Genomic DNA, 21,440 nt, shown 5'->3' on the forward strand with positions numbered 1-21,440 from the left:
TCCATCGCTCCTCTGCGGCTCATTGCCTGAGCAGGAACACCGAGCCTTGCTCCTGGGCCCTGTGATCGACGAACGCGAAGACGTCGGCGCCCCTCGCCCGGTGCAGCCCCCCGGGCTCGTCGTGGCCAGGCGCGCCAGCGACCGTCGCCGAGCGCGCCCCGGACGCCACCTCGAGCCACACGACCTCGTCGGCGCCCCGGGTCGGGTCGCGCGTGAGCACGAGCAGCGCCGCGTCGTCGCGCGTCAGCGCGATGCCGCACGGCGTACCGACGTGGAGCCCGGTCGCGAACGGGCTCACGAAGCCGTCCTCGATCCTGAAGATGGTCGCCGTCTTGTCGGGGCCCGCGAGGGGGTCGCACACGAAGACGTCGCCCCGGCCGGCGACCGCGATCCCGCTCGGGTCGACGAGCGGGTTCCCCTTGGCGAGCGCCGACACCTCGCCGCCGCGCGCCGGCAGCGAGAACACGCCGGGCTGGCCGTCGTCGCGAGCGCGCCCCGAGAAGATGATCCGCTCCTCGTTGTCCGCGCCGCGGGCGACCTCGAGGCCGCGCGCGCACAGCCCCTCGCCGCCGTCGATCGGGGCGACGGCGCCGCCGGGCAGGTCGATCGCGAAGAGGGCGCCCGCGTCGCCGAGCGCCGGGTCGCCCGCGCCTGGGTCGGCCACGAAGACGCGACCGCCGTCCGCGCTCGTCGCGATCCCGAGCGGCGCCACGAGCGGCGGACCGGCCGCGATCTCGGCGGCGTCCGCGCCGCCTTGCGCGCCGATCCTGAAGACGCCGGCCCTGCCGTCCGCGCCGAGGCCGGTGAAGTACACGTGAGCCCCGGCGACATCCGGCGTCGCGTCGAACGCGATCGCCGGGACGAGCGGCAAGGCCGCATAGGGAGCGTCACCCCCCGCGCCGCCCCCGCCTCCCGTTCCGCTCGCCGCGGTCGTTCCTGGCGCTCCGCCGGTGGCGCCCGCGCTGGCCCGTCCGGGCGGATCCTCCGCGCGGCTGCAGCCCGGGTTGCTCGCGGCGGCCGCGAGCGACGCGGCAGCGCACAGCACACCGGCGCTTCGCCGGAAGTCCCCCCTGGCTTCCGTCATGCCTGCTCCTCCCGAGGGCGCCGTTCGTGCGCTCGGCTCGCGCGGCGCGCGCTGGCGCGCGCGACGCGAGCCGCACGGCGATCGCGCGGCGCTGGACGCTGCCCGTTCTGCCACGTGCCTCCCGGATCGAGTAGGCGCGCGGCCGCGCTGCGCGCGACAAAGCCGCTTGCACCCTGCCTCTCGTGTCCGGGGTTGCCTGCTGGCGCTCAGGCCCATGAGCAGCGCCGCCCTGGGGGCCCGGACGGCGTTCCCCCGTCGACCGGCCGACAGCCCCGTTTTATAACGACGTCATGTTCGATGTCGCTCGGTCATTGTACGTACGGGCGTTGGAGGACATCCGTGCGGCGGGTCTCTACAAGGAAGAGCGGATCCTCGAGACGCCGCAGGGGCCGGTGATCCGGACCGAAGGTGGCGCCGGGGTCCTCAACTTCTGCGCGAACAACTACCTTGGCCTGTCGTCGCACCCGGCGGTCATCGCGGCGGCGAAGGAGGCGATCGACACGCACGGCTTCGGCCTCTCCAGCGTGCGCTTCATCTGCGGCACGCAGGACCTCCACCGGCGGCTGGAGTCCAGGATCGCCCGCTTCTTCGGCGCCGAGGACGCCATCCTCTACTCGTCGTGCTTCGACGCGAACGGCGGCCTCTTCGAGACGCTCCTCGGCGAGGAGGACGCCGTCATCTCGGACGCGCTGAACCACGCGTCGATCATCGACGGTATCCGCCTCTGCAAGGCCGAGCGGCACCGCTACCCGAACGGGGACATGGCCGCCCTCGAGGACATCCTCCGCGCGACGGCCGGCAAGCGGCTCCGGCTCATCGCCACCGACGGCGTGTTCTCGATGGACGGGTACCTGGCGAAGCTCGATACCATCTGCGATCTCGCCGACAAGTACCGCGCGATGGTGATGGTCGACGACTCGCACGCGACCGGGTTCATCGGGCCGACCGGGCGCGGGACCGCGGAGCTCTGCGGCGTCATGCACCGCGTCGACGTGATCACCTCCACCCTCGGCAAGGCGCTGGGCGGGGCGAGCGGCGGCTTCACGACCGGCCGGCAGCCGATCGTCGACCTGCTCCGGCAGCGATCGCGGCCGTACCTGTTCTCCAACACGCTCGCCCCGGCGATCGCCGGCGCCTCGATCGCCGTGTTCGACCTCATCGACGCGGAGCCCTCGCTGCGCCTGCGGGTGATGGAGAACGCGCGCCGGTTCCGGCAGGGGATGGCGCAGGCCGGCTTCACCATCAAGCCCGGCGCCCACCCGATCGTGCCCATCATGCTGGGCGAGGCGCAGCTCGCGAACGAGATGGCGAGGGCGCTGCTCGCCGAGGGCATCTATGTCATCGGCTTCTCGTACCCCGTCGTGCCGAAGGGCCAGGCGCGCATCCGGGTGCAGCTCTCCGCCGCGCACGAGCCCGAGCACGTCGATCAGGCGATCGACGCCTTCCGGAGGGTCGGCCGGCGCCTCGGCGTCGTCGCCTGAGCGGCTCACTCAGTAGCGGAGGATCACCTTCGGGTGGCTCGAGATCGCCTCCTGGAAGGCCGCCGCGTCGTAGTCCTCGAAGTCGAACACCGTCCCCTCACCGCGGTTCAGGATGACCTCCCAGATGAGGTCGTGGATGTTCGGATCGCGCGACTCGAGCAGGTGGCGCGTGATGTGCCACGTCTCGAAGATGCGCCGGCCGATCACGCTGTGGAGGCTGATGCCGTCCACGATGAGGCGGTCGAAGTTCTCGATCACCGCGTCGCCGCTCTTCAGGCCGAAGAGGATCACGTCGCCCCCGCGCCTCGCCGCGTGGATCGCGTTGTTGACGCTGCTGTTCACGCCGCTCATCTCGAGCACGACGTCGACGCCGACGCCGTCCGTGAGCTTCCGCACCCGCTCCGTCAGCTCGGGATCGCTCGCGTGGGGCCGCTCGGGGCTCGCCCGGTGCGGGCGCAGGACCGCGTCGGCGCCCAGGCGGCGGGCCATCTCGGCGTTCCGCTCCGCCGGCTCCACGCCGATGACGTAGATCGCCCCCATCGCGCGGGCGATCGCGATCGCGAACAGGCCGATGGTGCCGCAGCCGAAGATGGCCACGCGCTTGCCGCGGAGGTTCACCTTGGTGCACGCGTGCACGGCGTTGCCGAACGGCTCCTGCACCGCGGCGACCTCGGGCCGGATCCTCGCGATGTCGGTGCGCCAGAGGTTCTTCGCGGGCAGCTTGACGAGCTCGGCGAAGCAGCCATCCTCGCTGATCCCGATGATCTTGTCGTCCGCGCACACGTGGGTGTCGCCGACGCGGCACTGGTAGCAAGCGCCGCAGGCGATGTGGCTCTCGGTCGACACGATGTCGCCGATCTCTAGCCCGAACGACCGGCGCGCGTCGGTCCCGAGGTCGACCACGCGGCCGAGCAGCTCGTGGCCGATCGTGCGCGTCGCCTTCCGATCGCGCTCGAGCGACGAGAGGATCATGTCCTTGAAGGCGCTGCGGAACCAGATGCCGCGATCCGAGCCGCAGAAGCCCGTCATGATCGGCTTGACGAGGACGCTCGCGCGGTCGTGGTAGTCCCTGGCCTCGTCGATCGCCGGGCGCTCGACCTGATCCTTGGACAGCCCGACGGTGGACTCCCACGGCTGCTTCTCGCGGTTGTACGTCAGCGCCCACATCGCGTCGCTCATGCACCTGGCTCCTGTTCGGGGTTCGAGGCGCACGCAGCTCACGCAGCTGGCGCACGGGCGCCTCGGGCATGGGAAGCGTGGCGCGTGAACGAGCGACCGCCCATCAGAAAATTGCGCTCGGGCTGCTCCCGTCTCCGGCGTCTCTCCTCGGCTTCTTCGGCTCGATCCCGCGGCGCCCCGGGCGCACCGTCTGCTCCGTCGCCCTGGACCGGATGACTCGCCGCGTCGACCTCGAGGGGACAAGACCGCCTACGCGCTGACGGGGAGGCTGCGCGCCCACGCGCTGCCGGCGCGGCTTCAGCGGCGCTTCGACTGAGGGCGCGCGGGCGCGGGCGGCGGGGTCGTCTCGGAGACGGGGGGCCGCTCGCGGAGGCATTTCTCGAGGCCGTCGTGCAGGGTCGCCTCGTGGGCGCCGGGGAGCTTCGGGCGCCCCATGACGTTCACGAAGAGGCGATCCTGCGCGATGCCGCCGCCGGGGCCGAAGCTCATCCACACGAACATCGCGCGTCCCTTGATGTGATCGAAGGGCACGCCCGCGCCGAGCCCTCCGCGCCAGCTGCGCGAGTCGTGGCTGTTGTTGCGGTTGTCGCCCATCACCCACGCCTCTTCGGCGGCCACCTTGAAGGGGCCCTGGAGATCGCCGCAGATGCCGCCCCGGCACGAGGAGCCCGGCGTGCAGTCGTCGCTCTCCACGCACATCATCCCGTCGGGGTTCTTCTCGTAGAGCGTGAAGTACGACTTGTCTCCGAGGTACTCGACGAACAGCTCCGCTTGCCGGCCCTCGTAGTGGTAGGGGCCGACGTGACAGTGCGGGACGAGCCAGCCGTTGATGACGGGGCGGCCGTTGATCGCCTCCAGCGTGTCGCCGGGGATGGCGATCGTCCGCTTGATGAAGTCCTGCTCCTTGTTCTCGGGGAACTTGAACACCATCACGTCCCCGCGCGACGGCGGCAGGCGAGGGAAGAGGCGCTGGTCGGTCCAGGGGATGAGCGGGCCGTAGGTGAACTTGTTGACGAAGATGTGGTCGCCGACCATGAGGGTCGGGATCATCGAGCCGCTCGGGATCTTGAACGCCTCGACGACGAAGGCGCGCAGGAGGAGCGCGACGGCGACGGCGATGCCGATCGACTCCGCGTACTCGCGCATCTCGCCCTTGCGCCAGCGGCCGAGGTGCTCGCCGACCGCGCGATCGGCGCGGCTGTGGGCGGCGTCGAACTCGTCGGCGTCGAACGTCTCGGCGCTCATCGCGCGCTCGAGGGCCGCGATCGCCTGCATCACCTGCTCGCGCTCGCCGCTTGTCAGCTCGCGCTCGACGTCACGCTTGCGGCCGCGCAGGATCCGGTGGGCCTCCTCGAGGAGCGCCGCGGCGTCCTCGAAGCGAGCGCGCGCCTTCGGCGGGATGTCCCGGCGGCCGCCGACGCCGATCGCCGACGCGAACGGCAGCTCGTGGCGGAACCGCCAGAGGATCATCGCGAAGATCGTGAAGAGCACGATGCCTGCCGGGATCTGCTGCTCGCCGACGAAGACCCGGAGCGGCTGGGAGCTCCCTCCCTGGGCCGGCGGGGTGAGCAGCCAGACGTTCAGGACCGCGAGCGCGAAGGGGACGATGCCGATCCACACGAGGTGGAACAGGAAGCGCAGCGGCGCCCGGCCATCCCTGCCCCCTGGCGGTGGCGGAGGAGAGCTGCCAGCCGGGCGCGGGTCTGCGCCGCCTGTCGCCTTGGCCGCGCTGGCGCGGGGCTCCGAGCTCGCGCTGCCCCTCATCGAGGGTCTGAACTCCGAGCTTGCGGGCCGACTGGCCGCGACCGACGGGACGCTCTGGGGTGGATCATCGGGGCGCGGCGGCAAGAGAGAGCTTATGTATACGCCGCCCCTCGCCGCGGCAAGTGCGCAGGCGTGGGGGGCGACACGCGGTCCGTCGGCGTCGCCGCCCGCGTGTCCTCGCTCGCCCTCGTCAGGGCGCGTCTCCGACCTCGACGGCGTAGCTCACGAGGGCCGCGCGGTCGTCGCGGGCGTACGTCGTTGGCTGCGTCCGCCCCGCGGCGCTCGTGTTGTCGATGACGAGGTAGTACTGCCCCTTGGGCAGCGGCACCGTTCGCCGCCAGGGGGCGCCGGAGTACACCGGCTCGTCGAGCAGGGCCGCCGCTGTCAGGGGCGCCGGCGTGGGCTGCGTCAGGTACGCCTGGAGCCACGGCTCCCCGGCGCCTCGAGGCACGAGGAGGACGTCCACGCCGGGCGCGCCCTCGACGGCGATCGTGAGCGTCAGGGCCTCGCCGTTGCCCGCGATCTCCAGCGGGCCGATGTAATCGCGCTGCTCCTGGTGCACCTCGGTGCGCTCGTTCGCCAGGAGCAGCTTGCCGTTGTCGCGGCGCTCGTACGGAGCGTCGGGCCGCTGCCCCTTCTCAATGATGCCGAGCCCGAACTGCACGGCGCCGTCGTCGTCGCGGATGACGGTGAACCCCCGGGCGATCTCGGTCTTCAGGAGCTGGGCGCCGAGCGCGTTCGCGTACGCGCTGCCCTGGGCGAGCGACACGCCGCCGAGCGAGATCGCGGCGGGCTGCTCGATGAGCTTGGTCGTGAAGCTCGCCGCCGTCGTCGAGCGCTGGCGGAAGTACACGTACATCGTGTCGCCATCCATCAGGAAGTCGTGGTCGTACTCGACGGCCGCGCTCGCATCGAAGCTCATGCGCTTCGTCAGGTTCGTCCAGACGACGCCGCTCCCCCCGAACTGAAGGAGCAGGTGCCCGTTCGCGAGCTCCTGGGCGACGCACGAGCCCGGGTAGAACCGGCCCGTCACCGGATCCTCGTCGCGGAGGCGCAGCGGCACGCTCCGCTTCCGCATCTCGGTGCAGAGCTGGCTCGTCGCGAAGGCGAGGATGGCCCTGCGGAGGGACAGGTTTCCCGGGTCGTTCACGACGCCGGGCATCACGCCGAGCGCGCCTTGGCCGCACGCGCCGCACACCGTTCCGAGCAGCGAGAGGCAGAGCGCGAGGCCGAGCGCGCGCAGCGCGGCGGTGCGGAAGAGCATGGGCGCAGCATAGTCGAAACACCGGCGGGTCGAGCGGCGCGCCGGCGGATCGAGCCGCGCGCCGCGAGGCGCGCCGCCGTCGGCCTCCGCGCGCCGCGAGGCGCGCCGCCGTCGGCCTCCGCGCGCCGCGAGGCGCGCCGCCGTCGGCCCCCGCGCGCGGGTGGTGATAGGGTCACCGCCATGGCGAACGTCGCAGTCATCGGGGCCGGCGCGTGGGGGACGGCGCTGGCGAAGTTGCTGGCGGACAAGGGCAACCCCACCGCGCTCTGGGCGCACCACGACGAGCTCGCCGAGCGCATCGGCCGCGAGCGCCAGAACGGCCGGTACCTGCCGGGCGTGGAGCTGCCCGCGAGCCTGCGGGCGACGGGCGATCTCGAGGACGCGCTCCGCGGCGCGGAGCTCGCCGTCGTGGTCGTCCCGTCGCACGCGCTGCGCGAGGTCGTCCGGGAGGCAGGGCGCCACATCCCGCGGGACGCGCTCGTGTGCAGCGCGACGAAGGGCATCGAGAACGACTCGCTGATGCTGATGAGCGAGGTGCTGGTCGACGAGCTCGGGCGCGAGGCCGAGCCGCGGCTATCGTACCTGTCGGGCCCGAGCTTCGCGCGCGAGGTCGCGGCCGGTCAGCCGACCACGGTCGTGGTCGCTGGCAGGGGCGAGCGGGAGACGCACGCGGTGCAGCGCATGTTCGCGACCGACAGGTTCCGGGTCTACTCGTCCGATGACGTCGTGGGCGTCGAGGTCGGCGGCGCCCTCAAGAACGTCATCGCCATCGCCGCCGGCATCTGCGACGGCCTCGGCTTCGGCCACAACGCGCGCGCCGGCCTCATCACGCGCGGCCTCGCGGAGATCGGCCGCGTGGCGGGGGCGAAGGGGGCGAACCCGCTCACCCTCGCGGGCCTCTCCGGGATGGGCGACCTGGTGCTCACGTGCACGGGCGAGCTGTCGCGCAACCGCACCGTCGGGATCGAGATGGGCAGGGGACGGAAGCTCGACGAGATCCTCGCCGGCCTCGGCCACGTCGCCGAGGGCGTGAAGACCGCGAAGAGCGCGCACGACCTCGCGGACAAGCTGGGCGTGAGCGCGCCGATTACGGTCGAGGTGTACCGGATGCTGTACGAGGAAAAGCCGCCGCAGCAGGCCGTCGTGGACCTCATGACCCGCGCGCTCACGAGAGAGTGAGACGCGGGGCCGGCTCGCGGGAAGGCGCTTTCTCGCGCCGCCGCGCGCCTCGCCTCTCGCGAGCGTGTAAAGTGGCGGCGCGATGCACACGCGACCTCTCGTGAGTCTCCTCTCCGCGCTCCTCCTGTCGAGCGTCAGCTCGACGGCCGCTGCCCAGTACGGCGCGCCGCCCTACGGTGGTCAGCAGGGCGGCGCGTACGGCGGTCAGTACGGCGGTCAGTACGGCGGTCAGTACGGCGGCGGGTACGGAGGCCAGTACGGCGGCTACGGGTACGCCCCGCCGAAGAAGAGCGAGCCCAAATCGACGCCGCTCGAGGTCGGCTACCTCTACGCCACCTCCGTGGCCTACGGCGTGGGGACCGGCATCTGGATCGACGCGATCGCCGGCATCGACGATCCCGGCGTGCAGTTCATCGCGCCCGCGCTCCTCGGCGTCGCGGCGCCGGTCGGCGTCTACTTCCTCGACTCGCCGCCGATGCCGCGCGGCATGCCGTCCGCGATCGCCACGGGCATGGTGATCGGCGCGGGCGAGGGGCTCGGCATCGCGTCCTACCAGTACGTCAGCGCGCGGAAGGGCAAGGAGTGGGGCTTCCTCGGGCTCGCGACCGCCGAGGTGATCGGCTCCACCGTCGGCGGCGCGGCGGGCTGGGGTTTCTACTACTTCCTCCGGCCCAAGCCGCAGACCAACATGCTCGTCGCCTCGGGCGCGGTGTGGGGCTCGCTCATCGGCAGCGCGTTCGGGGCCGCCGCCAGCAACGGCGACTGGAGCGAGTCGAACGACAGCATCTCGCTCGGGGGCCTCATCGGGTTCAACGTCGCGACCGCGGGCGCCGTGGGCCTGTCCGTCGCGTGGACGCCCTCGTGGAACCAGCTCGCGTGGATGTGGGGCGGGCTCGGCATCGGCACGGTGGTGTCGTTGCCCATCTACCTCGCGTACATCGGGAGCGATCATGACCCCCGCCGCGGCCTCATCGCCCAGGGCGCGGCGGGCACCCTCGGCCTCGTCGCGGGCGCCTTGTTCCTCGGGAGGCCGGACTCGAGCGCCTCCGTCGCCCTGGACGACCAGGAAGATCGTGGCCGTCCTCCGTTCGCGCGCGTGCTCGGCGGCAGCCTCACGCCCTACCGAGGTGGGCTCGGCGCCGTCGTCGTCGGAGAGCTCTGGTAAGCCGCGGTGTGCCGTCCAACACGGCTGCATGAGGCCGCGGCACGCCTGCTATGCTGCCCTCGATGCCGACCCTGAAGTATTTCGCCTCCGAGGGCGCGCCACGCCTGTACAGCGTCCACAAGCCGGTCACGACGATCGGCAAGGCGCTCGGAAACGACGTCGCGGTCGTGGGGGCAGGGGTGCTGGACCATCACGCGCAGATCGTGTTCGACGGACGCGATTTCGTGCTGGAGGAGTGCGAGCGCGACGGGGAGATCGCGATCAACGGCAAGAAGAAGCGGCGCGCCCGCCTGGTGCACGGCGACCGGCTCCAGCTCGGCGCGGTCGAGGTCGGCTTCTCGATGTTCGCCGAGGCGCCGACCGTCCAGGAGCGGCTCGCGCCGGACGACGGCGGCGCGGAGCGGCCCGCGCCGCTGCGGGGCTCGTCGGAGCTCGCCGGCGTCCGCAAGCTGTTCGCCTTCAGCGAGAAGCTCATCAACCGGCGCAGCGTCGACGAGCTCCTCGAGGCGATGCTCGACGACGTCATCGAGCTGACGCACGCCGACAAGGGCTTCCTCCTGCTCCTCGAGGGGGCGGAGGCGGCGGCCGACACGGCGGTCTGCGGCGGCGCTCCGGCCGCGCCGGCCGCGGGCGGCGAGCGCAAGCTGGCCGTGCGCGCGTCGCGCAACGTCCGCAAGGAGGCCATCACCGACGCGGCCGGGGGGATCTCGGACAGCATCGTGCGTCAGGTCATCGTCTCGGGCCGCCCGGTGATCGTGTCCGACGCGCTCGCCGACACGCAGTTCGGCCGGAGCGACAGCGTCATCGCGATGAAGCTCTCCAGCGTGATGTGCGCGCCGCTCCTGTCGCAGGGCCAGATCATCGGCGCGCTCTACGTCGGCAACGACAAGATCAAGCACCTCTTTGACCGCGCCCAGCTCGATCTGCTCAGCATCTTCGCGTCCCAGGCCTCGCTCATCCTCCAGAACGCGATGCTCCTGAACGCGCTCAGGGCCGACAAGGCCAAGCTCGTCGCCGAGCTTCACGACAAGAAGTTCGGCGAGATCATCGGCGCCTGCCCGTCGATGCTCGAGGTGTTCCGCAAGCTGCAGAAGGTCGCGGCGACCGACATCAGCGTGCTCATCACGGGCGAGACGGGGACCGGGAAGGAGCTCATCGCGCGGGAGCTGCACCGGCGCAGCCCGCGCGATGGCGGCCCGTTCGTCACCATCAACTGCGGCGCGATCCCCGAGAACCTCATCGAGAGCGAGCTCTTCGGCCACGTGAAGGGCGCCTTCACCGGCGCCATCGCCAGCCGCCCGGGCAAGTTCCAGGTCGCCGACAAGGGCACGCTGTTCCTCGACGAGATCGGCGAGCTGCCGCTGAACCTCCAGGTGAAGCTCCTCCGCGCCCTCCAGGAGCGGGTCGTCTTCCGCGTCGGCGACTCGAAGCCCGAGAAGGTCGACATCCGCATCGTCGCCGCCACGAACAGGAACCTCGAGGAGGAGATCCGCGCCGGCAATTTCCGGGAGGATCTCTACTACCGGCTCAACGTCGTGAACCTGTGGCTCCCGCCGCTCCGCGAGCGGGGCGATGACGTGCTCATCATCGCCAAGGTGCTGCTCTCGAAGTACGCCGACGAGCTCGGCAGCGCCGTGCGAGGCTTCAGCCCGGCCGCGCTCGCCGCGATCAAGAAGTACCCCTGGCCGGGCAACATCCGGCAGCTCGAGAACCGCATCAAGAAGGCGCTCGTCCTCTGCGACCAGGCGCTCCTCGCCGTGGAAGACCTCGATCTCGGCCCGGGCGCCGAGACGGCCATCATGCCGCTGGAGAAGGCCAAGGAGGAGTTCCAGCGGCGGTACGTGCTGGAGGCGCTCGAGCGCAACAACGGCAACCGCACGCAGACGGCCCGCGACCTCGGCGTCGACCCGCGCACCATCTTCCGCTACCTCGAGAAGGAGCAGAACCCGATGCCGAGCGGGGCCGGCGGCGTGGCCCGCGATCCGACCGAAGCGTGATGGACTACAACCCCGAAGGGCCCTTCGCAGACCCCTGTCCGACCAAGACCCGCGCCGATCTCGAGTGGGATCGCGTCCTCGAGGCGCTCGCGGAGCGATGCGCGTCCCGGGGCGGGAAGCGGCTGGCGCGGGCCCTGCCCTTCGCGTCGACGCGCGCCGAGGCCCTCACCGCGCTCGCGGAGGTGCGCGAGGCGGTGGAGCTCGCCCGGGCCGGGGAGCCGGTGCCGTCGCGCGACGTCGCGGAGCTCGAGGACGCGCTCGATCGGGCCCGCATCGGCGCGGCGCTCGCGAACGAGGAGCTGCGCGCCGTGCTCGGCCTCCTCGAGGCCGCGCGGACGTCGCGGCAGTACCTGCAGAACCGGCGCCAGATCGCGCCCGCGCTCCACGCCGCGTGCGCGACCAACCCGGAGCTCGACGCCGTCGCGCGCGAGCTCGCGGCGGCCTTCGATCCGGACGGCACGCTCGCCGATCGCGCGTCGCCTCGCCTGGAGGCGCTGCGCGCGGAGCGGCGCGCGGTGCGCGAGCGGCTCGTCCGGCGCCTCGAGGACCTCATCCAGAAGCACGAGGACATCCTCCAGGACCGCTACTGGACGGAGCGCGACGGGCGCTACGTGCTGCCGGTGCGCTCCGACGCGCACGAGCGCTTCCCCGGCATCGTCCACGCGACGAGCGCGAGCGGCGCCACCGTGTTCGTGGAGCCCCGGGTGCTCGTCGAGACGGGCAACCGGATGAAGATGGTCGACGCCGAGGTCGCGCGGGAGGAGCTGGCGATCTACGCGGCGCTCACCGCCCGCGTGGCCGAGGATGTCGAGAGCGTCGCGGCCGCCGCCCGGGCGCTGGCCCACGCCGACGTGCGGGCCGCGGCGGCGCGGCTCGCGCAGGACCTCGACCTCACCTTCCCGGACGTCCCGGAGGACGCCTTCGAGGCCGGGCGGGGCGCCTCGGAGGGCGGCTCGAGGCCGACCTCCATCGAGCTCGTCGGGGGCCGCCACCCGCTCCTCGCGCTCGACGGCGTGAAGGTGGTCCCGAGCGACCTCGCGATGAGCGCGGGCCGCGCGATGATCGTCTCCGGACCGAACGCCGGGGGCAAGACCGTGGCCCTGAAGACGCTCGGGCTCGCGGCGCTGATGGTCCGCGCGGGCCTGCCGGTCGCGGCCAGGGAGGGCTCTCGCGTCGCGCTCTTCGACGTCGTGCTGACCGATGTCGGCGACGAGCAGAACCTCCACAAGAACCTGTCGACCTTCAGCGCCCACGTGAAGAACCTGGGGCGGATCCTCGGCGAGACGCGCCCCGGCGCGCTCGTCCTGCTCGACGAGCTCGCCGGCGGCACCGATCCGCGCGAGGGCGAGGCGCTCGCCGCGGCCGTGCTCGACGCGCTGTGCGCGCGCGGGGGCACCGTCGCCAGCACCACGCACTACGAGGGCCTCAAGGCGCTCGCGCTCGGGGATCAGCGCTTCGAGAACGCCTCGGTCGGCTTCGATCTCGCCACCATGAGCCCGACCTTCCGGCTCGTCATCGGCGTGCCCGGCGCCTCGAGCGCGCTCGCGGTCGCGCGGCGGTTCGGCATCCCGGGCGCCGTGCTGGAGCGGGCCGACCGCTTCCTCACGAAGGAGGCGGTCACCTTCGAGCAGATGGTCGAGAAGCTCTCCGCCGAGCGCCGCGCGCTCGAGCTCGCGCGCGAGGACGCCGAGCGGGAGGCGGCCGCCTCCCGCGCGAAGCGGCGGGAGCTGGAGGCGGAGATCGAGCGGGCTCGGGACAAGGAGCGCGGCGTGATCACGCGGGAGGGGGAGGCGCTGCTCGCCAGCCTGCGGCGCGCGCGCGAGGACCTCAAGGCGGCGCAGGCGCGCCTGCGCGGCAAGCCCACCGAGGAGGACGTGCGCGCGGCCGCTCGCGCCATGGACGCGGTGGGGCAGAAGACGTCGATCGGCGGCGAGCTCGAGCTGCGCCCGAAGGACGAGCCGCAGGCGCGGCCGGCGATCGATCCGGCCGCCATCCGCGTCGGCGCCCGCGTCTACGTGCCTCGCCTGCGGGCCGAGGCCGAGGTGGTGGAGGTCCTCTCGGGCGGCCAGCTGCGGGTCACCGCCGGCTCGCTCAAGCTCACGACCTCGATCGCCGAGCTGCGCGGCACCGGCGCGCCGCCGGCCGCCGCGGCGCCCCCGCAGCGCCGCGTCGATCTGGACGCCGCCGCCGACCCCGACGTCCCGATCCAGACGGCGGACAACACCGTGGATCTCCGCGGCCTGCGCGCGCACGAGGCGGTCGCCATGGCCGAGCAGTTCCTCGACCGCTCGCTCGGCGCGGGCCGCAAGGTCACGTTCTTCGTCCACGGGCACGGCACGGGCGCCCTGCGCGATGCCGTCCGCGAGGCGCTGCGCGGGAGCCCGTACGTGGCGCGCCTCCGCCCGGGCGGACCGAGCGAGGGCGGCGACGGCGTGACGGTCGCCTGGCTGAAGTGGTGAGCGAGCGCGCGCCCGAGCGGCAGCGCGCCGTGACGCTCAGCGGTCCCGGTCGACGCGGCCGAGGTTCTCGGCGATCCGGTCGAGCACGCCGTTCACGAAGGCGCCGCTCTCCTCGCTGCCGTAGCGCTTGGCGAGCTCGACCGCCTCGTCGAGGATGACCGCGCGCGGCACCTCCGGGCGGTTCATGAGCTCCCACGCGCCGAGCCGGAGGACGTTCCGATCGACGCGCGCCATCCGCTCGAGGCGCCAGTTCGTGCTCGCCTTCCGGATCGCCTCGTCCACGGCCCCGAGATCCTCGGCGACCCCGACCACCACCTCGTCCGCGTAGGCGCGTCCCTCGGGATCGCCCGGCGTCTCGCGCCAGAAGGTCGCGACGACGCGGGGCGCCGAGCTTCCTCCGGCTTCCACCGCGAACAGCATCTGCAAGGCCGCTTCACGGCCGGTAGAGCGCGCACCCATCTCTCAGAACCTTCGTTTACAGGCCAGCGGTGTCCAGCGCGGCGCCGAGCGCGAGCATCTCGATCGCGCTGACGGCGGCCTCCCACCCCTTATTGCCATGCTTCGTGCCCGCCCGCTCGACCGCTTGCTCGATCGAGTCGGTCGTGAGCACCCCGAACGTGACCGGCACCCCGGTCTGGAGCGACACGGTCGCGATCCCCTTCGTGACCTCGGCCGCCACGTAGTCGAAATGCGGCGTCGAGCCCCGGATCACCGCGCCCAGGGTGATGATCGCGTCGACGCTCTTCTTGTGCGCGAGCCTCCCCACGATGGTGGGCATCTCCCACGCGCCCGGGACGCGCACGATCGACGTCCGACCGAGCGCGCCGCCGTGCCGCGCGATGGCGTCGAGCGCGCCCTCGACCAGGCGGTCGACGATGAAGTGGTTGAAGCGGCTCGCCACGAGCGCGAAGCGCGCCCCCGGCGGGACCACCAGGTTCCCTTCGATCACCCTCGCCTGTGCTTGCCCGACCGCTTGCTCTGCCATCCGCCGTTCCTCTCTCCTGCCGCGCGAGGTGCGCGATCGCCGCGATCGCGATCCTGTCCGAGCGCCCTTTTACCAGCGAACGAGCGCGCCCGTCTGTCAGGCTTCGCCCTTCATCGAGACGAGCGGCACCCGCTCGATCACGGTGAGCCCGTACCCGGTGAGCCCCGCGATCTTCGGCTGGCTGTTCGTGAGGAGCCGGATCTGGTGCACCCCGAGGTCCGCGAGGACCTGCGCGCCGAGGCCGAACTCCCGCAGCGTCCACGGCTGCTGCGTCTTCACGACGGGGAGCGTCTCGTCGGAGCCCGAGCCCTTCAGCAGCTCCAGCTCGCGGCCCAGGTCCCCTCGCGACGGGATGTAGACGACCACCCCGACGCCGGCGCTCTCGATCGCGAGGAGCGCCTCGCGCAGGTTCGAGCCGCCGTCGAGGGGCGTCGAGCTGAAGAGGTCCGCGATGGTCGACCCGGAGTGCACGCGGCACAGGATGGGGTCCGGCGTCGCCACCGCGCCCTTGGTCAGCGCGAGGAACTGCCGCTGCTCGTTGATCACCTCGTAGACGTACACGCTCCACTCGGTACCCGTCAGGTCGAGCCGCAGCGTCCGCTCGCCCACGCAGCGGACCAGCCGCTCGGTCTGGAGCCGGTACTGGATGAGGTCCGCCACCGTCACGATCAGCAGGCCGTGCTTCGCGGCGAACCCCTCGAGATCCGGCATGCGGGCCATGCTGCCGTCGTCGTTCATGATCTCGCAGATCACGCCCGCCGGCCGGAGCCCGGCGAGGCGCGCGAGATCCACGGATCCCTCGGTCTGCCCCGTCCGCACGAGCACGCCCCCGCGGCGCGCCTTCAGCGGAAAGACGTGCCCCGGCGTGACGAGATCCTCGGGCGCGGCGTCGCGCGCGATCGCGACCCGGATCGTGTGCGCCCGATCGGCGGCGCTGATCCCCGTCGTCACCCCGGTGCGCGCCTCGATGCTGACGGTGAAGGCGGTGCCGAGCGGCGGTCCGCTCCGCCCTGGCGCGGACATCATCGGCAGCTCGAGGCGCGCGACCTGCTCCTCGTCGAGGGCGAGGCAGATGAGCCCGCGCCCGTGCATCGCCATGAAGTTGATCGCCTCGGGGGTGACCGCCTCCGCGGCCATGCAGAGATCCCCCTCGTTCTCGCGATCCTCGTCGTCGACGAGGATCACCATCTTGCCCGCGCGGATGTGATCGAGCGCGGTGTTCACCCGGTCGAGGACCGCTTTGTCGATGGTGAGCCGGTGAGGCATCGGGCCCCCGGAGGTCATGTCCTGGTCGAGCCTGCCGCTCGAGGCGGCTGACACAGCCTCACCAGAATCCCCCCGCGCGCAGCTTTGCGAGGAGTCGTTCGTCGTGATCCGCATGCTCTCCCGTATTTCCGCGCTCTTCGCCGCGCTCGGCGGAGGCATCGCCGCCGCGCGCGTCTTGGCTCGAGAGGCCCTTCACGCTGGCGAGCGATGCGACCTCGAGCGCCCGCGCCACGTAGCGCGCGAGCACGTCAACTTCAAGGTTGACGGCCGCGCCGGGGCGGAGCTCTCCGAGGAGAGTCCGGCCGATGGTGTGCGGCACCAGCATCACCTCGAACCAGATCTCGGCGGCGCCCGGCGTGGACACGGCGTTGAGCGTGAGGCTCGCGCCGTCGACGGCGATCGAGCCCTTCGGAGCGAGGTACGGCGCGAGCTCGGGCGGGGCGCTCACCCGGAGGCGGATCGCGTCGCCGGCCCGCGCCTGCTCGACGACGCGGCCGAGCCCGTCGACGTGGCCCAGCACCACGTGCCCCCCCATCCGCGCGCCGAGCGGCGTCGCGCGCTCGAGGTGGACGCGCGCGCCGACCGGCAGCGCGCCGAGCGTGGTGCGGCCGAGGGTCTCGGCGGACATGTCGCACTCGAAGCCGCCGGGCGCGATGCGATCGACCGTGAGGCAGGCGCCGTTCACGCTCACGGACTCGCCGAGCGTCAGCGGCCCGAGGCTCGCCTCGACGAGCGCGCGGGCGACGGCGCCGCCGCTCCGGCGGCGGAGGACCCCGATCGTCTCGACAAGCCCGGTGAACATCGCCGACGCCCCTCTGCCTAGCCCTTCGAGGTGCGGTGCCCCTGGCTGGTCAGGAGCTTGTCGATGAGCCCCTGCGAGTAGCCCGACAGCTCGGTGAAGACGACGCCCATCCCCTGCGGATCATCGTGCACGCGCACCACCTCGCCGACGCCCTCGATCGTCTCGATGTCGTCCATGATCACGGTGAACCGCAGGTTCACCTTCGTCCCGACGGCGAGCGGCGTCTTCGAGCGCACGAACACGCCGGTCCGCGAGATGTTCGTCACGTACTCGTTGATGAACGCGTCGTAGGACTCGAACTCCTTGTTGATGGTGACGCGCTCTTCCTTGCGTCCCGTCTTCGCGTCGCTGCTCTCCGGAGAACCCTGATCGTCCACCATGACGCCTTACCTGCCTTGCAGATCGAACTGCTCGAGGTGGTACTCCTTCCGGGGCACGAGATCGATCCGGCGCTGGAACAGCCGCTCCGCCTCTTGCACGGCGATGCGCTCGTCGTTCTTCAGCAGATCGATCACGGCCGGGTGCGCGTTGACCACGACCGAGTAGCCGGGCAGGTTCATCCGCTCGCGCCGTATCTGCCGCAGGATCTCGTAGGCGACGGTCTGCTTGGATTGCAGCTGGCCCGTCCCGTCGCAGTAGAAGCACGGCTCGAGGATCGTCCGCCCGAGGCTCTCGCGCGTCCGCTTCCGGGTCATCTCGATGAGGCCCAGATCGGAGATCCGGTTCAGCGTGGTCTTCGCCTTGTCCCTGGAGAGCAGCTCCTCGAGGCGGCGCCGCACCTTTTCCCGGTTCTGGGCGCGCTCCATGTCGATGAGGTCGAGGATGATGAGCCCGCCGATGTTGCGGAACCGGAGCTGGTAGGCGATCTCTTCGACCGCCTCCAGGTTCGTGGTCAGGATCGTCTCCTCGAGATCCTTCGACCCCTTGCCGACGAACCGCCCTGTGTTCACGTCGATCGCGGTGAGCGCCTCGGCCTGGTCGATGATCAGGTGCCCGCCCGAGGGCAGCGGGACCTTCCGCGACAGCGCGCGCTGGATCTCGTCCTCGATCCCGTACGCGTCGAAGATCGGCTCCGTCCCCTCGTAGAGCTCCACCGCGTCGGCGCGCTCGGGCATGAACATCTCGACGAAGCGCCGCAGCCGGATGTACTCCTCGCGGTCGTCGATCACGATCTTCTCGATGTCGTCGGTGAAGAGGTCGCGGGCGGTCTTCAGCACGAGGTCGAGCTCGGTGTAGAGCACCGCAGGCGCCCTCACGCCGCTCTCCCGCTTCTTCGCCACCTCGCCCCAGAGGCGCACGAGGTAGCCGACGTCGGCCTTGAGCTGCTTCTTCGTGAGGCCCTCGGCGAGCGTGCGCACGATGAGCCCGCCCTGCGGAGGCTTCATCGCCTCGATGGCGTCCCGCAGCCGGGATCGCTCCTTCTCCGAGCCGATGCGCTTGGAGATCCCGATGTGATCGACCGTCGGCAGGTACACGACATAGCGGCCGGGCAGCGAGATGTGGCTCGTGACCCGGGCGCCCTTCGTCCCGATCGGCTCCTTCGAGATCTGGACGATGACCTCCTGCCCTTCGCGGACGACCTCGCGGATCGGCGTCGACTTCGAGATCCGCGGCGGCTCGTTCTGCCAGCTGCGTGAGCTCTGCTGGCCCCGCGCTGCGCTCTTGCCCTTGCCGTCCCGCGGCTGCTCGCGCCCGCGCTCTCGCGTCCGCTGCTCGCGCCCGCGTTGCTCGCGCCCCTCGCGTCCGCCCTGCTGTCCTTTGCCGCCCCGGTCGCGCCCTTCGCGCGCGTCCCGGCCCTCGCGGCCTTCGCGCGGCGCCTCGCGCCCTTCTCGGCCCTCGCGCGGGGCCTGGCGTCCCTCGCGCGGCGCCTCGCGGCCTTCGCGCCCCTCGCGCGGGGCCTCGCGCCCTTCGCGCGGGGCCTCGCGCCCTTCGCGCGGGGCCTCGCGCCCTTCGCGCGGGGCCTCGCGCCCTTCGCGCCTCTCGCGTGCTTCCGCGGGGGCCGCCTCCGCGAGCGCGGGGCCGCCCTCGAGGTTGGCGCGCCGGTCGCGCGTCCGTCCCGAACGGCGCACGCGCGCCTCGCGCCGTCCGCGCGCGCGCCCGCTGCGCGCGCGCGCTGCCGGCGGGACGTCCTCGCCGGAGGCCGCTGCCGCGGCCTCCGGGACCAGCGGCGCGCTCGCCTCCTGTCCGGCCGGCCAGTCGCCGGCGGCGCCGTGCTCGTCCGACGCGCTCGCCTCCTGCGCTCCTGTCTCGCCGCTGTCCGCGGTGTTGCTCAGCGCTTCCGGATGCTCCTCGGCCGCGCTCCACGCGCCCGCGGCATCCTCCGGTGGCGGGGAGGCAGGCTCGACCTCGTAGCCGGGCGTGTCGAGCTCGTCGTCGTCCTCGATGCTCGCCTCGTCGGGGCCGGATTCCTCGTCGCTGGCCTCGTCGGCGTCGCTGCCTCCGCCTGGCGCGACCAGCTCCTCGTCGTCGTCCGCGCCGTCGTGCTCGTGCCCGTCGTCGATCTCCGGCTCCGAGTCGTCGGCCTCGTCGAGCGCCACCATCGTCCCCACGCCGGCGAACGCCTGGCCGGAGGGGCCTCCGAGCACATCGAGCGCCGTGGGCAGCTCGATCGGCACGTCGCTCCCTTCGTCGAGCGAGCCGCCGGCATCGGCCGAGCCGCCGGCCTCGAATTCTTCTTCCGCCCCGAAGTCCGCTCCTTCCCGGAGCTCGTGTCGTCCGGGCGTCACGTCGGGGCTCTCGGGCGCGGCTTCTGCGCCCGATAGCTCATGCACCTCGCTTTCGTCTGGTCTAGGCGCCTCGCTGCCACGCGCGGCGCGGCCTCGTGAGGAGGCGCGCTCTTCCTCAACATTCCGGCGGTGCCCAGCCAGGTACGCCTCGAAATCGTCGGGCCGGATGAGGTCCTCGACGTGCAGGAAGGCTGCTCGCTCGAGCCCCACGTCGATGAACGCGGCCTGCATTCCGGGCAAAACGCGGCTGACCTTGCCGAGGTAGATGTTTCCGAGCGTCCCCTTGGAGCTCTCCCGCTCGAGATGCAGCTCAGCGATGATCCCGTTTTCGATCAGCGCGACGCGTGTCTCGCGGATGTCCACATTGATGACGAGAAGGTTCTTTCCCATGTCGGATGCCGCACATCGGCGGCGCCGCCAAGCGTTACCACGGGTTGCCCGGCCCATGAAGGCGCAACCCGGAGTATGCTGCGCGATTGGGGCCCGGGACCGGAGGCCGCCGAGGCAGGCCGGCCGCCAGTGCGTGAGCTACCTCGCGTCTCCGCCGCTCTGCCTCGACGGCGCCCGGCGGCGCGCCTGCCGCCTGGCCCGCGGACCGGCGGCGCCCGCCGCCGGGCCAGGGCCCTGGCCAGGAGCGCCGGATCGAGGCGCCCGCACGGCGGCGAGGGCGCGCGAGCCGGGGCGACGTCCCTCAGGCGGCGCTCCCCGCCCTCGCCCGGGACCCGGACCGCCCCGTTCCCTCGCCCCCGCTGGCACGCCGCCGCTTCCGTGCTGCTCCGGAGCCGCCGGTGTCGTGCCCCGCGCCGCCCTGCGCCGGCTGTCGAGCCGCGACGGCTGGCGCGGGCGAGCCGTCCGCCGCGGCTCAGCCCGCATAAAGGCCGAAGGGGGCGGCCATCTGGCGCCCCCTCCGGAGATGCGCTGCTGTTGTCAGAGGCTCACAGGCCACACACCGGCTCTCCGCCGGCATCGCAGCGCTCGGCGCACTCCTCGCAAACAGTGCACGTGATGAGGGCGTCGTAGGCCTCGACCCCGGCCGCGTTGTCCGTGCGGCACGTCTCGATGCACGTGGCCGGGTCTTCCACCGCGGCGCAGTCAGCGATACACACCACCACGTCAATACAATCGCTGCTGTCCGCGCAGGCCTTGCGGACCTCTTTGCACGGCCCATCGCCGGCGCACTTGTAGCAGCCCTCATTCGTGTCGCGGCCGCACGTGTCCGTCGTGTCATCACAGGTCGGGGTACCCGTCGAGGAAGTGCTCGTGGCGCTCGCGCCTCCTTCTCCGCCGGCGCCGCCGCTGCCGCCGGAGCCGCCATTGCCGCCGTTGCCGCCGTTGCCGCCGCCGCCAGAGCTGCTGCTCCCGCTGCTGCTGCTGGTGGTGCTGGAGCCCGACGACGTGTTGCCGTCGTCACCGCAAGCCACGAGGGCGCAGCCGGAGATCAAAACCGCAGCGAATACCCAAGATTTCATGCTCAATACCTCCACAGAACCCAACCGACCCTTCATTCGTGTACTCGGCGCCCCCCCAACGCTCGGCATGCCTGCCAAACCACCCGTTGTCCTGCGACCGGCCTCCGGGTGCACCTGTGCAGATCGTCGGTCAGAGAGAAGCATCGTGCGTGAAGTTCAAAGAAAAACAGCCACGCAAGTCGTTTCTACACGCTCGGGATCGGCCGCGCAACGGCGTCGCTCGCCCCAGCACCCACCTGCCGTGGCGCTCTAAGCGGTTTGCTCGCTGATCTCTCCCAGAGCACGGCTCTCGCGGGCTCTCAGCTGTCGCAAAATTCTGCTAAAGCGGGATGTTTGATGTGCTTGGAGGCCATGACGTCGTAAGCGCCGCCATAGGCCGTGCGGGTGATCACCCTCGCCTCGGGCACGGAGGCTCGGGCGAACGCATAGAGGAGCTTCGCTCCGTGAGCGATGATCCCGCCCTATTCCTGGTCGAGCCCCGGGAGGAAGCCGGGCACGTCGACGGAACGTGACGAGCGGGATAGTGAAGCAGTCGCAGCAGCGGACGAAGCGCGCCGCCTTGATGTCGAGGCAGCCGGCGAGCACGACCGCGCGACGCCATGGCAGGGCGACGACCCCAT

General features: G+C 71.9%; 16 protein-coding genes and 1 pseudogene. 5 read left to right on the forward strand and 12 right to left on the reverse strand.

Annotated features, from left to right (window positions below; translation table 11 throughout):
* Window positions 1-19 precede the first annotated feature (19 nt).
* Window positions 20-1,084 carry a hypothetical protein gene (locus ACSRUE_RS12220; protein WP_441291144.1) on the reverse strand — a complete coding sequence of 355 codons (1,065 nt, stop codon included), beginning with the start codon at window positions 1,082-1,084 and terminating at the stop codon, window positions 20-22.
* A 290-nt stretch (window positions 1,085-1,374) separates the two neighbouring features.
* On the opposite strand from ACSRUE_RS12220, the gene kbl reads away from it, so the two are divergent.
* Window positions 1,375-2,565 carry a glycine C-acetyltransferase gene (kbl, locus tag ACSRUE_RS12225; RefSeq protein ID WP_441291145.1) on the forward strand — a complete coding sequence of 397 codons (1,191 nt, stop codon included), beginning with the start codon at window positions 1,375-1,377 and terminating at the stop codon, window positions 2,563-2,565.
* A 9-nt stretch (window positions 2,566-2,574) separates the two neighbouring features.
* Here the strand turns inward: kbl and ACSRUE_RS12230 are convergent, their stop codons facing one another.
* The 3 genes from ACSRUE_RS12230 to ACSRUE_RS12240 form a co-directional block, all read right to left on the reverse strand.
* Complete coding sequence (locus ACSRUE_RS12230; RefSeq protein ID WP_437895019.1) at window positions 2,575-3,744, reverse strand: zinc-binding dehydrogenase; 1,170 nt, start codon at window positions 3,742-3,744, stop codon at window positions 2,575-2,577.
* Between the two features lie 297 nt (window positions 3,745-4,041).
* Window positions 4,042-5,508 carry a signal peptidase I gene (gene lepB, locus ACSRUE_RS12235; protein WP_441291146.1) on the reverse strand — a complete coding sequence of 489 codons (1,467 nt, stop codon included), beginning with the start codon at window positions 5,506-5,508 and terminating at the stop codon, window positions 4,042-4,044.
* A 190-nt stretch (window positions 5,509-5,698) separates the two neighbouring features.
* A complete protein-coding gene (locus ACSRUE_RS12240) occupies window positions 5,699-6,772 on the reverse strand; it encodes a hypothetical protein (RefSeq protein WP_441291147.1) in 1,074 nt (357 codons plus the stop codon).
* A 180-nt stretch (window positions 6,773-6,952) separates the two neighbouring features.
* Here ACSRUE_RS12240 and ACSRUE_RS12245 point away from each other — a divergent pair, with 180 nt between their 5' ends.
* From ACSRUE_RS12245 to ACSRUE_RS12260, 4 genes are all read left to right on the forward strand, one after another.
* Window positions 6,953-7,951 (forward strand): NAD(P)H-dependent glycerol-3-phosphate dehydrogenase, encoded by a 999-nt coding sequence (locus ACSRUE_RS12245; RefSeq protein WP_437764329.1) that lies wholly within the window; start codon window positions 6,953-6,955, stop codon window positions 7,949-7,951.
* Window positions 7,952-8,033: 82 nt separating this feature from the next.
* Window positions 8,034-9,116: a hypothetical protein gene (locus ACSRUE_RS12250; RefSeq protein WP_441291148.1), complete on the forward strand. Its 1,083-nt coding sequence runs from the start codon at window positions 8,034-8,036 to the stop codon at window positions 9,114-9,116.
* 62 nt (window positions 9,117-9,178) lie between these two features.
* Window positions 9,179-11,113 carry a sigma 54-interacting transcriptional regulator gene (locus ACSRUE_RS12255; RefSeq protein WP_441291149.1) on the forward strand — a complete coding sequence of 645 codons (1,935 nt, stop codon included), beginning with the start codon at window positions 9,179-9,181 and terminating at the stop codon, window positions 11,111-11,113.
* A complete protein-coding gene (locus tag ACSRUE_RS12260; protein ID WP_441293082.1) occupies window positions 11,113-13,572 on the forward strand; it encodes an endonuclease MutS2 in 2,460 nt (819 codons plus the stop codon). The genes ACSRUE_RS12255 and ACSRUE_RS12260 overlap by 1 nt, the downstream gene beginning before the upstream one ends.
* 36 nt (window positions 13,573-13,608) lie before the next feature.
* Here ACSRUE_RS12260 and nusB read toward each other — a convergent pair whose 3' ends face one another.
* The 8 genes and pseudogenes from nusB to ACSRUE_RS12300 form a co-directional block, all read right to left on the reverse strand.
* Window positions 13,609-14,031: a transcription antitermination factor NusB gene (nusB, locus tag ACSRUE_RS12265; protein ID WP_437764333.1), complete on the reverse strand. Its 423-nt coding sequence runs from the start codon at window positions 14,029-14,031 to the stop codon at window positions 13,609-13,611.
* A 16-nt stretch (window positions 14,032-14,047) separates the two neighbouring features.
* Window positions 14,048-14,557 (reverse strand): 6,7-dimethyl-8-ribityllumazine synthase, encoded by a 510-nt coding sequence (ribH, locus tag ACSRUE_RS12270; protein ID WP_272102824.1) that lies wholly within the window; start codon window positions 14,555-14,557, stop codon window positions 14,048-14,050.
* 96 nt (window positions 14,558-14,653) lie between these two features.
* Complete coding sequence (gene ribB / locus ACSRUE_RS12275) at window positions 14,654-15,841, reverse strand: 3,4-dihydroxy-2-butanone-4-phosphate synthase (RefSeq protein WP_441291150.1); 1,188 nt, start codon at window positions 15,839-15,841, stop codon at window positions 14,654-14,656.
* 40 nt (window positions 15,842-15,881) lie between these two features.
* Window positions 15,882-16,625 (reverse strand): riboflavin synthase, encoded by a 744-nt coding sequence (locus ACSRUE_RS12280; RefSeq protein WP_441291151.1) that lies wholly within the window; start codon window positions 16,623-16,625, stop codon window positions 15,882-15,884.
* A 17-nt stretch (window positions 16,626-16,642) separates the two neighbouring features.
* The gene (locus ACSRUE_RS12285; RefSeq protein ID WP_012239873.1) at window positions 16,643-17,005 is read right to left on the reverse strand and encodes a PilZ domain-containing protein; all 363 of its coding nucleotides are present in this window, start codon (window positions 17,003-17,005) and stop codon (window positions 16,643-16,645) included.
* Window positions 17,006-17,011: 6 nt separating this feature from the next.
* On the reverse strand, window positions 17,012-19,741 hold the full coding sequence (locus tag ACSRUE_RS12290) for an Rne/Rng family ribonuclease (RefSeq protein WP_441291152.1): 2,730 nt from the start codon (window positions 19,739-19,741) through the stop codon (window positions 17,012-17,014).
* A 545-nt stretch (window positions 19,742-20,286) separates the two neighbouring features.
* Window positions 20,287-20,820, reverse strand: coding sequence for a hypothetical protein (locus ACSRUE_RS12295; protein WP_441291153.1), 534 nt, complete (start codon window positions 20,818-20,820; stop codon window positions 20,287-20,289).
* 332 nt (window positions 20,821-21,152) lie between these two features.
* Window positions 21,153-21,408: pseudogene (locus ACSRUE_RS12300) on the reverse strand (carboxyl transferase domain-containing protein); the annotation flags it as partial.
* Between the last annotated feature and the right edge of the window lie 32 nt (window positions 21,409-21,440).

It is taken from the genome of Sorangium sp. KYC3313 (assembly GCF_052075895.1).
Lineage (GTDB): Bacteria > Myxococcota_A > Polyangia > Polyangiales > Polyangiaceae > Sorangium > Sorangium cellulosum_B.